Source organism: Citrobacter sp. Res13-Sevr-PEB04-36, assembly GCF_015672735.1.
Taxonomy (GTDB): Bacteria; Pseudomonadota; Gammaproteobacteria; order Enterobacterales; family Enterobacteriaceae; genus Citrobacter.
The window spans coordinates 129,334-140,593 of the sequence record NZ_JADABY010000006.1 but is presented as its reverse complement, the minus strand read 5'-3'; the positions used below and the strand labels follow the sequence as shown (position 1 = coordinate 140,593).

The 11,260-nt window shown below is 54.0% G+C and carries 6 protein-coding genes; 5 read left to right on the top strand and 1 reads right to left on the bottom strand.

What is annotated here, in order from left to right:
- Positions 1-265 precede the first annotated feature (265 nt).
- The 4 genes from metA (at position 266) to aceK (ending at position 6,416) form a co-directional block, all read left to right on the top strand.
- A complete protein-coding gene (metA, locus tag IMQ48_RS01815) occupies positions 266-1,195 on the top strand; it encodes a homoserine O-succinyltransferase (protein ID WP_196207662.1) in 930 nt (309 codons plus the stop codon).
- 268 nt (positions 1,196-1,463) lie between these two features.
- Positions 1,464-3,065, top strand: a complete 1,602-nt coding sequence (aceB, locus tag IMQ48_RS01810; RefSeq protein WP_196207661.1) for a malate synthase A — start codon at positions 1,464-1,466, stop codon at positions 3,063-3,065.
- A 157-nt stretch (positions 3,066-3,222) separates the two neighbouring features.
- Complete coding sequence (gene aceA / locus IMQ48_RS01805) at positions 3,223-4,527, top strand: isocitrate lyase (protein WP_096759483.1); 1,305 nt, start codon at positions 3,223-3,225, stop codon at positions 4,525-4,527.
- 107 nt (positions 4,528-4,634) lie between these two features.
- Positions 4,635-6,416 (top strand): bifunctional isocitrate dehydrogenase kinase/phosphatase, encoded by a 1,782-nt coding sequence (gene aceK, locus IMQ48_RS01800; RefSeq protein ID WP_196207660.1) that lies wholly within the window; start codon positions 4,635-4,637, stop codon positions 6,414-6,416.
- Between the two features lie 87 nt (positions 6,417-6,503).
- Here aceK and iclR read toward each other — a convergent pair whose 3' ends face one another.
- Positions 6,504-7,328: a glyoxylate bypass operon transcriptional repressor IclR gene (gene iclR, locus IMQ48_RS01795; RefSeq protein WP_096758758.1), complete on the bottom strand. Its 825-nt coding sequence runs from the start codon at positions 7,326-7,328 to the stop codon at positions 6,504-6,506.
- A 195-nt stretch (positions 7,329-7,523) separates the two neighbouring features.
- Here iclR and metH point away from each other — a divergent pair, with 195 nt between their 5' ends.
- Positions 7,524-11,207 carry a methionine synthase gene (gene metH / locus IMQ48_RS01790; protein WP_196207659.1) on the top strand — a complete coding sequence of 1,228 codons (3,684 nt, stop codon included), beginning with the start codon at positions 7,524-7,526 and terminating at the stop codon, positions 11,205-11,207.
- Positions 11,208-11,260: the final 53 nt, after the last annotated feature.

Below are 11,260 nucleotides of genomic sequence, written 5' to 3'. Positions count from 1 at the left end.
GTTGTTTATGAAAACGGGTGGATAGCAGCGTCAGCGCCTTATCCGTCCTGCGAAAGCCTCTCTTCTGTCCGCGTAAAATTCCCTTTATCCTGCCCGTGAACGACAAAGCATTCTCCTTTTGACCCTTACTGCACTATTCTACAGTGAGTAAGTCGTGAAACTTTCTCACCTTGAGCATGCAAGCTCGACATTCACATGATTCCTGGTTATTGTCAGCTATCTGGATGTCTAAACGTTTAAACGTATGTTGTGAGGTTATCAGGTTATGCCAATTCGCGTGCTGGACGAGCTACCCGCTGTCAATTTCTTGCGTGAGGAAAACGTCTTTGTCATGACGACATCCCGCGCATCCGGTCAGGAAATTCGTCCTCTGAAGGTGCTTATCCTCAACCTGATGCCGAAGAAGATCGAAACGGAAAACCAGTTTCTCCGGTTATTGTCGAACTCACCGCTGCAGGTGGACGTTCAGCTACTACGCATTGATGCCCGCGAGTCGCGCAATACGCCGACGGAGCATCTGAATAACTTTTACTGTAATTTTGAGGATATTTGCGATCAGAACTTTGATGGACTGATCGTCACCGGGGCACCGTTAGGCCTGGTTGAGTTTAACGATGTGGCCTACTGGCCGCAGATCAAACAGGTACTGGAGTGGGCGAAAGACCACGTCACATCAACACTGTTTGTTTGTTGGGCGGTACAGGCCGCACTTAATATCCTCTATGGCATCCCCAAGCAAACCCGCAACGACAAGCTTTCAGGTGTATATGAACACCATATCCTTCATCCTCATGCCCTGCTGACACGTGGTTTTGATGATGCCTTCCTGGCACCGCACTCACGCTATGCTGATTTCCCTGCTGCGTTGATTAGGGATTACACCGATCTTGAGATTTTTGCCGAGACGGAAGAGGGCGATGCCTACCTGTTTGCCAGTAAAGATAAGCGCATCGCGTTCGTGACGGGTCATCCGGAATATGACGCCCATACGCTGGCCGGCGAATATTTTCGTGACGCCGAAGCGGGGTTGACCCCGGACGTTCCGTACAACTATTTCCCACAAGATGACCCACAAAACAAACCTCGGGCAAGCTGGCGTAGCCATGGCAATTTGCTGTTTATTAACTGGCTCAACTATTACGTCTACCAGATCACGCCATACGATCTGCGCCACATGAATCCAACGCTGGATTAATCTTCTGTAGCAAACGATCCTTAAGCGTTTCAGCATGTTGAATCAGGCACCTTCGGGTGCCTTTTTTATTTCCGAAACGCACCTCACAGTGTAATTAATTTTTATTATTATTGTTATCAATAGGTTAATTGATAATTAAATTAAAAATGGAAATTGTTTTTGATTTTGAAATTTAAATGGGTAGTCTTAGTTGTGCTGAACGAAAACCGCACAACGATCCTTCGTTCGCATTGGGGATGTATTTGGATCAATGACGAGGAACTACGCAATGAATCAACAGGCAACAACAACCGATGAGCTGGTTTTTACCAGGCCGCATGGCGAGCAGGAACAGCAGGTTTTAACCGCAGAAGCGGTGGAATTCCTGACCGAGCTGGTGACTCGATTTACGCCAAAACGCAATAAACTTCTCGCCGCGCGTATTCAGCAGCAGCAGGATATTGATGACGGTAAGTTGCCTGATTTTATTTCGGAAACAGCTTCCATTCGTGACGGTAACTGGAAAATTCGCGGTATTCCTGATGATTTACAGGATCGTCGAGTGGAAATCACCGGACCCGTTGAACGCAAGATGGTGATTAACGCACTCAACGCCAACGTTAAAGTCTTTATGGCTGACTTTGAGGATTCACTGGCTCCTGAGTGGAGCAAAGTGATTGACGGGCAAATCAACCTGCGCGATGCGGTGAACGGTACCATCAGTTACACCAATGAATCTGGCAAGATATACCAACTGAAGCCCGATCCGGCGTTATTGGTTTGTCGTGTACGTGGCCTGCATCTGCCGGAAAAACACGTCACCTGGCGTGAGGAAGCGATTCCCGGCAGTCTGTTCGACTTTGCCCTCTATTTCTTCCACAACTACAAAGCCTTGCTGGCGAAAGGCAGTGGTCCTTACTTTTATTTGCCGAAAACGCAGGCCTGGCAAGAAGCGGCCTGGTGGAGTGAAGTCTTCAGCTATACAGAAGACAGATTTAATCTGCCGCGTGGCACGATAAAAGCCACGCTGCTGATCGAAACACTGCCAGCCGTTTTCCAGATGGATGAGATCCTGCACGCGCTGCGTGACCATATTGTCGGCCTCAACTGCGGGCGCTGGGATTACATTTTCAGCTACATCAAAACCTTGAAGAATCACCCGGATCGTGTTCTGCCCGATCGTCAGGTGGTGACGATGGATAAGCCTTTCCTCAGTGCCTACTCGCGTCTGCTGATTAAAACCTGTCATAAACGCGGTGCCTTTGCGATGGGCGGTATGGCGGCGTTTATTCCCAGCAAAGACGCTGAGCGTAACAATCAGGTGCTGGCCAAAGTTAAAGCGGATAAAGCGCTGGAAGCCAATAACGGTCATGACGGGACCTGGGTTGCTCACCCTGGACTGGCGGATACCGCAATGGCGATTTTCAACGACGTGCTAGGCAACAACAAAAATCAGCTGTTTGTCACCCGAGAAGAGGATGCACCGATTACCGCAGAACAACTGCTGGCCCCGTGCGAAGGGGAACGTACTGAAGAAGGCATGCGCGCCAATATTCGCGTTGCCGTGCAGTACATCGAAGCGTGGATCTCCGGCAACGGTTGCGTACCGATTTATGGCCTGATGGAAGATGCGGCAACTGCCGAAATATCCCGTACCTCCATCTGGCAGTGGATCCACCACCAGAAAACCCTCAGCAACGGTAAGCCGGTGACCAAACCGCTGTTCCGCCAGATGCTGGCCGAAGAGATGCTGGTGATTCAGGACGAGCTGGGCGAACACCGCTACAGCAGCGGGCGCTTTGATGATGCCGCGCGCCTGATGGAGCAAATCACCACCTCTGATGAACTGATCGACTTCCTTACCTTGCCAGGCTACCGCTTACTGGCTTAACAACCCAGGCTATTTTGTTCGCCATTTTAGCCCCGGGCAGTGCTCAAAATCCTCACGTACTATAAGTACGCTCCGGTTTTTGCGCGGCTTCCCGTGGCCAAACTGCCTTCACCAATAACGCCTGGGAAGCCAGGAGAATAATATGGAGCATCTGCACATGAAAACCCGTACTCAACAAATCGAAGACTTACAGAAAGAATGGACACAACCACGCTGGGAAGGCATTACCCGCCCGTACAGCGCGGAGGAAGTGGTGAAATTGCGTGGCTCGGTGAATCCGGAATGTACGCTGGCGCAGCTTGGCGCAGCGAAAATGTGGCGTTTACTGCACGGCGGATCGAAGAAAGGTTATATCAACAGCCTCGGTGCACTGACTGGCGGGCAGGCGCTGCAACAGGCGAAAGCCGGTATTGAAGCAGTTTACCTTTCCGGCTGGCAGGTGGCGGCAGATGCCAACCTGGCCTCCAGCATGTACCCGGATCAATCGCTGTACCCAGCGAACTCTGTGCCAGCCGTGGTGGATCGGATCAACAACACCTTCCGTCGGGCGGATCAGATCCAATGGTCAACAGGCATTGAGCCAACCGATCCGCGTTATGTGGATTACTTCCTGCCGATCGTTGCCGATGCTGAAGCCGGTTTTGGCGGCGTCCTGAACGCGTTTGAATTGATGAAATCGATGATTGAAGCCGGTGCAGCGGCGGTTCACTTCGAAGATCAGCTCGCCTCGGTGAAAAAATGCGGTCATATGGGCGGCAAGGTGCTGGTACCGACTCAGGAAGCTATCCAGAAACTGGTGGCGGCCCGTCTGGCGGCAGATGTCATGGGCGTCCCGACGCTGGTTATTGCCCGTACCGATGCCGACGCGGCGGATTTGATTACCTCTGACTGTGACCCTTACGACAGCGAGTTCATTACCGGCGAGCGCACCAGCGAAGGGTTCTACCGTACCCATGCGGGTATTGAGCAAGCGATCAGTCGCGGCCTGGCCTACGCCCCGTATGCTGACCTGGTGTGGTGCGAAACCTCCACACCGGATCTCGAACTGGCACGCCGCTTTGCCGATGCTATCCATGCTAAATATCCGGGCAAACTGCTGGCCTACAACTGTTCGCCATCGTTTAACTGGCAGAAGAACCTGGATGACAAAACCATTGCCAGCTTCCAGCAACAGCTGTCCGACATGGGCTATAAATATCAGTTCATTACCCTAGCGGGCATCCACAGTATGTGGTTCAACATGTTTGACCTCGCGCGTTCCTATGCACAGGGCGAAGGTATGCGCCACTACGTTGAGAAAGTTCAGCAGCCAGAATTTGCGGCGGCGAAAGATGGCTACACTTTCGTATCCCACCAGCAGGAAGTGGGTACCGGTTATTTCGACAAAGTGACGACCATTATTCAGGGTGGCGCGTCCTCCGTTACTGCGCTGACCGGGTCCACTGAAGAATCACAGTTCTGATCGACCTGATGCCCGGTGGCGTGACGCTTACCGGGCCTACAGAACTGTGTAGGCCGGATAAGCGAATGCGCCATCCGGCATTATTCGACTCTGAACGAGGGCAAAAGATGTCGCGTGGCCTGGAATTGCTGATTGCCCAAACCATCCTGCAAGGTTTTGATGCGCAGTATGGCCGGTTTCTGGAAGTGACGTCTGGCGCGCAGCAGCGTTTTGAATACGCTGACTGGCATGCTGTACAGCAGGCGATGAAAAGCCGTATCCATCTCTACGATCATCATGTTGGTCTGGTGGTGGAACAGTTGCGCTGTATTACCGACGGCAAAAGTACCGATGCGGCATTTTTACTTCGTGTAAAAGAGCATTACACCCAGTTGCTGCCAGACTATCCGCGCTTTGAGATTGCCGAGAGCTTTTTTAACTCCGTGTACTGCCGGTTATTTGATCACCGCTCGCTGACGCCCGAACGGTTGTTTATTTTCAGCTCTCAGTCAGAACGTCGATTTCGTACTATCCCGCGCCCGCTGGCGAAAGACTTTTTCCCTGATTCAGGCTGGGAAGGGCTGCTCACGCGCGTGCTCAGCGATCTCCCCCTTCGTCTGCCATGGCAGAATAAACAGCGTGATATTCACTACATCATCGAGCACCTGACGGAAATTGTTGGCGAAGCGGTGCTGGCGCGCTGCCATTTGCAGGTGGCGAACGAACTGTTTTATCGCAATAAGGCCGCCTGGCTGGTGGGGAAGCTGATCACACCAGAGGTCACGCTGCCGTTTTTACTGCCGATCCACCGTACCGATGAAGGCGAATTGTTTGTCGATACCTGCCTGACGACCACGGCGGAAGCCAGCATTGTGTTTGGCTTTGCCCGCTCTTACTTTATGGTCTACGCGCCGCTGCCTGCGGCATTGGTTGAGTGGCTGCGTGAGATCCTGCCCGGTAAAACCACCGCTGAGCTGTATATGGCGATTGGCTGTCAGAAGCATGCGAAAACCGAAAGCTATCGTGAATATCTGCTGTATCTGGCCGACTGCGATGAACAGTTTATTGAAGCGCCGGGGATTCGCGGCATGGTAATGCTGGTGTTTACTCTGCCCGGATTCGATCGGGTCTTTAAAATCATCAAAGACAAATTTGCGCCGCAAAAAGAGATGTCTGCAGCCCACGTCCGCGCCTGTTATCAACTGGTCAAAGAGCACGATCGCGTTGGACGCATGGCCGATACCCAGGAATTCGAAAACTTTGTGCTGGATAAACGTCAAATTTCCCCGGCGCTGATGGCGTTGTTGCAGCAGGAAGTACCGGAAAAAATGACCGATCTTGGTGAGCAGATTGTCATTCGCCATCTGTATATCGAACGGCGGATGGTGCCGCTGAATATCTGGCTGGAGCAGGTTGAAGGCCAGCAACTGCGCGATGCCATTGAAGAGTATGGTAATGCTATTCGCCAACTGGCTGCCGCCAATATTTTTCCGGGTGATATGCTGTTTAAAAACTTCGGCGTGACCCGTCATGGGCGGGTGGTATTCTACGACTACGATGAAATTTGCTACATGACGGAGGTGAATTTCCGTCATATCCCGCCGCCACGCTATCCGGAAGATGAGATGAGCGCTGAGCCGTGGTACAGCGTCTCACCGGGAGATGTATTTCCGGAAGAGTTTCGTCACTGGCTATGTGCCGACCCGCGTATCGGGCCATTATTTGAAGAGATGCATGCCGATCTGTTCAGCGCCGACTACTGGCGAGGTCTGCAAACGCGGATCCGTGAAGGGCACGTGGAAGACGTTTACGCCTATCGGCGCCGCCAGCGGTTCAGCGTGCGTTATGAAACCGACCGTAGGCCGGATAAGGCCTTTGCGTCGCCATCCGGTAATGTGCGCCGTGCCTGATGGCGCTGCGCTTATCAGGCCTACAAATCAGCCCCAACCTTGAATAGCAGGCCGGGCCAGGCGTAGCTGCCACCCGGCAGTCCCATCTTAACGAATTCCACCGTATGCCAGTGTGACTTCTTTGGCCGCTTTGATTGCCATCGCACCGAACTCGGTGACGCGATCGTCGGTAATGCGGGAAATTGGGCCGGAGATGGAAATGGCGGCGAACGGCTCGCGGTGTTCGTCGTAAATGCACGACGCCACGCAGCGCAGGCCCAGCGCGTGTTCTTCATCATCAAACGAATAGCCGCGCTTACGCGTCTGGGCGAGATCTTCTTTCAGATGCACCGGCGAGACCAGCGTGGCATGGGTATACGCGTGCAGGCCTTTGCGGTGCAGCAAGCTGGTAACCTGTTCTTCGCTGAGTTGCGCCAGGAACGCTTTCCCCGCACCAGAGGCGTGCATCGGCAGTTTGCCACCGATAGGGGCAGACATTCGCATCAGCTGCGTGCACTGTACCTGATCGATGATAATCGCCTGATGGTCGCTGTGATCCAGTACCGCCAGGTTCACTGTTTCACCGGAGTCTTCCATCAGCTTGCGCAAAATCGGGTGGACGATCGCCAGCAGGTTGCGGCTTTGCAGGAAGCTACTACCTACAATAAACGCATGGGCGCCCACGGCCCAGTGTCCTAAGTCACCCACCTGACGCACAAAACCCTGCTGCTGCATGGTGGTCAATAAACGGTGCGTAGTGGAATTGGGCAGACCGGCCTGCTGCGCCAGCTCGGTCAGCGCCACGCTGCCGTTGGATTCCGCAATCCATTCCAGCAGCTTCAGACCTCGGGTCAAAGACTGAACCTGCCCGGTTGCAGGCGTAGTTGTGGCGGCAGGTTTTCTACCGCGTTTCGCGGGGACAGTGGCAACCATGGCAGACTCCTTTTCTGTATCGTGGAAATCATTTTCGTTTTATTCAATTATAATGCAAGAGTTCCTGTACTGATCGGATGAGTGAAGCTGAACATGTCTCATGTTGGTCGTTGTTTGCTTTTCCGTCTGCCATGTTTATGCCAGTATGCTTTGTTGGCCTTTTTTCGGTCTGGTTGAGCGTTGTCGGGAGTGAGTGTGAGCAGCAAAGTTGAACAATTACGTCAGCAGTTAAAAGAACGTATTCTGGTGCTGGACGGCGGTATGGGTACCATGATCCAGAGTTATCGTCTGAGTGAGGAAGACTTCCGTGGTCAACGCTTTGCCGACTGGCCGAGCGATCTGAAAGGCAACAACGACCTGTTGGTGCTGAGCAAGCCGGAGGTCATCACCGCGATTCATCACGCCTACTTTGAAGCGGGCGCGGATATCATTGAAACCAACACCTTCAACTCGACGACTATCGCCATGGCGGATTACCAAATGGAATCCCTGTCGGCGGAAATCAACTTCACCGCGGCAAAACTGGCGCGTGCCTGCGCTGACGAATGGACGGCTCGTACGCCGGACAAACCGCGCTATGTCGCAGGTGTTCTCGGTCCGACTAACCGCACCGCATCTATCTCACCGGATGTCAACGACCCTGCCTACCGCAACATTACCTTTGATCAGCTGGTGGCCGCGTACCGTGAATCCACGAAAGCGCTGGTGGAAGGTGGTAGCGACCTGATCCTGATCGAAACCGTTTTTGACACGCTTAATGCCAAAGCCGCTATTTTTGCGGTAAAAACCGAATTTGAAGCCCTGGGCGTTGAGCTGCCGATTATGATCTCCGGCACCATCACCGACGCTTCCGGGCGTACGCTCTCCGGGCAGACCACCGAAGCCTTCTATAACGCACTGCGCCATGCTGATGCGCTGACCTTCGGCCTCAACTGTGCGTTAGGCCCGGACGAGCTGCGCCAGTATGTACAGGAACTGTCGCGGATTGCCGACTGCTATGTCACCGCGCACCCGAATGCCGGTTTGCCAAATGCCTTCGGCGAATACGATCTCGACGCTGACACCATGGCGAAGCAAATCCGCGAATGGGCTGAAGCGGGTTTCCTGAACATCGTCGGTGGCTGCTGCGGCACTACGCCGGAACATATTTCCGCCATGAGCCGTGCGGTTGAAGGCTTACCGCCGCGTCAACTGCCGGAACTGCCGGTTGCCTGTCGTCTTTCAGGCCTTGAGCCGCTAAACATTGGTGATGACAGCCTGTTCGTTAACGTCGGCGAACGGACTAACGTCACCGGTTCTGCCAAATTTAAGCGACTGATTAAAGAAGAAAAATACAGCGAAGCGCTGGATGTTGCCCGCCAGCAGGTGGAAAGCGGCGCACAGATTATCGATATCAACATGGATGAGGGGATGCTTGACGCCGAAGCGGCGATGGTGCGTTTCCTCAACCTGATCGCCGGTGAACCAGATATCGCTCGCGTACCGATCATGATCGACTCCTCGAAATGGGACGTCATCGAAAAAGGGCTGAAGTGCATTCAGGGTAAGGGCATCGTAAACTCCATCTCGATGAAAGAGGGCGTTGAGCCGTTTATCCACCATGCCAAACTGGTCCGTCGCTATGGCGCAGCCGTGGTGGTGATGGCCTTTGATGAACAGGGCCAGGCCGACACCCGCGCGCGTAAAATTGAGATTTGCCGCCGGGCGTACAAAATTCTCACTGAAGAAGTGGGCTTCCCGCCGGAAGACATTATCTTTGACCCGAACATCTTTGCCGTCGCGACCGGCATCGAAGAGCACAACAACTACGCGCAGGACTTTATCGGCGCCTGTGAAGACATCAAACGCGAACTGCCGCATGCGCTAATCTCCGGCGGCGTCTCCAACGTGTCGTTCTCGTTCCGTGGCAACGACCCGGTGCGCGAAGCGATCCACGCAGTGTTCCTCTACTACGCCATTCGCAACGGCATGGACATGGGGATTGTGAACGCCGGTCAACTGGCGATTTACGACGATCTGCCTGCTGAACTGCGCGATGCGGTTGAAGACGTGATCCTCAACCGCCGCGATGACGGCACCGAACGCCTGCTGGAGCTGGCAGAGAAATATCGCGGCAGCAAAACTGACGAAACGGCCAATACGCAACTGGCAGAATGGCGCAGTTGGGACGTGAAAAAACGCCTTGAATACTCGCTGGTAAAAGGCATTACCGAATTTATCGAGTTGGATACCGAAGAAGCTCGCCAGCAGGCCGCGCGCCCGATTGAGGTTATCGAAGGGCCGCTGATGGACGGTATGAACGTGGTCGGTGACCTGTTCAGCGACGGTAAAATGTTCCTGCCGCAGGTGGTGAAGTCTGCCCGCGTGATGAAGCAGGCGGTGGCTTACCTAGAACCGTACATTGAAGCCAGCAAAGAGAAAGGCTCCAGCAATGGCAAGATGGTGATCGCCACCGTGAAGGGCGACGTGCACGACATCGGTAAAAACATCGTCGGCGTGGTGCTGCAGTGTAACAACTACGAAATTATCGATCTTGGCGTGATGGTGCCGGCAGAGAAAATCCTGCGCACCGCACGCGAAGTGAATGCTGACCTGATTGGCCTTTCCGGGCTGATCACCCCGTCGCTGGACGAAATGGTCAACGTGGCGAAAGAGATGGAGCGTCAGGGCTTCACCATTCCGCTGCTGATTGGCGGCGCGACTACCTCAAAAGCGCACACGGCAGTGAAAATTGAGCAGAACTACAGCGGCCCGACGGTCTATGTGCAGAACGCCTCGCGCACCGTCGGCGTGGTCGCCGCGCTGCTGTCGGATACTCAGCACGACGAGTTTGTTGCCCGCACGCGTAAAGAGTACGAAACCGTGCGCATTCAGCATGCGCGTAAAAAACCGCGTACCCCGCCGGTGACGCTGGAGGCTGCGCGTGATAACGATCTGGCCTTCGACTGGGAAAACTATACCCCACCTGTGGCGCACCGCCTGGGAGTGCAGGAAGTTGAAGCCAGCATTGAAACGCTGCGTAACTACATCGACTGGACGCCGTTCTTTATGACCTGGTCGCTGGCCGGAAAATATCCGCGCATTCTGGAAGATGAGGTGGTGGGTGAAGAGGCCAAACGCCTGTTCAAAGATGCCAACGATATGCTGGATAAATTGAGCGCCGAGAAAACCCTGAACCCGCGTGGCGTCGTTGGCCTGTTCCCGGCTAACCGCGTAGGCGATGATATTGAGATCTACCGGGATGAAACGCGGACTCACGTCCTGACCGTCAGCCACCACCTGCGTCAGCAGACAGAGAAGGTCGGATTCGCTAACTACTGCCTGTCCGACTTTGTAGCACCGAAAACCTCCGGTAAAGCGGACTACATTGGCGCTTTCGCCGTCACCGGCGGCCTGGAAGAAGACACGCTGGCTGACGCGTTCGACGCACAGCACGATGATTACAATAAAATCATGGTCAAAGCGATTGCCGATCGTCTGGCGGAAGCCTTCGCTGAATATCTGCATGAGCGGGTGCGTAAAGTTTACTGGGGATATGCGGCAAACGAAAACCTCAGTAATGACGAACTGATCCGCGAGAACTATCAGGGTATTCGTCCGGCTCCGGGTTATCCGGCGTGCCCTGAGCACACCGAGAAGGCGACCATCTGGGAACTGCTGGACGTAGAAGCGCACACCGGTATGAAGCTCACCGAATCCTTCGCTATGTGGCCTGGTGCGTCGGTGTCCGGTTGGTACTTCAGTCATCCGGACAGCAAGTACTACGCCGTCGCACAAATTCAGCGCGATCAGGTTGAAGATTATGCCTTCCGTAAAGGCATGAGCGTGGCGGAAGTGGAGCGCTGGTTAGCGCCTAACTTAGGCTACGACGCCGACTGATTCACAAAACTGTCATCTTTCTTTACAACAAACAGGGCGCTCAATGAGTGCCC

What these genes read in the sequence shown, in the direction of transcription:
- aceK (WP_196207660.1), top strand. Translation starts at nt 4,635, where the DNA reads ATGTCGCGTGGCCTGGAATTGCTGATTGCCCAAACCATCCTGCAAGGT.
- aceB (WP_196207661.1), top strand. Translation starts at nt 1,464, where the DNA reads ATGAATCAACAGGCAACAACAACCGATGAGCTGGTTTTTACCAGGCCG.
- metA (WP_196207662.1), top strand. Translation starts at nt 266, where the DNA reads ATGCCAATTCGCGTGCTGGACGAGCTACCCGCTGTCAATTTCTTGCGT.
- aceA (WP_096759483.1), top strand. Translation starts at nt 3,223, where the DNA reads ATGAAAACCCGTACTCAACAAATCGAAGACTTACAGAAAGAATGGACA.
- iclR (WP_096758758.1), bottom strand. Translation starts at nt 7,328, where the DNA reads ATGGTTGCCACTGTCCCCGCGAAACGCGGTAGAAAACCTGCCGCCACA.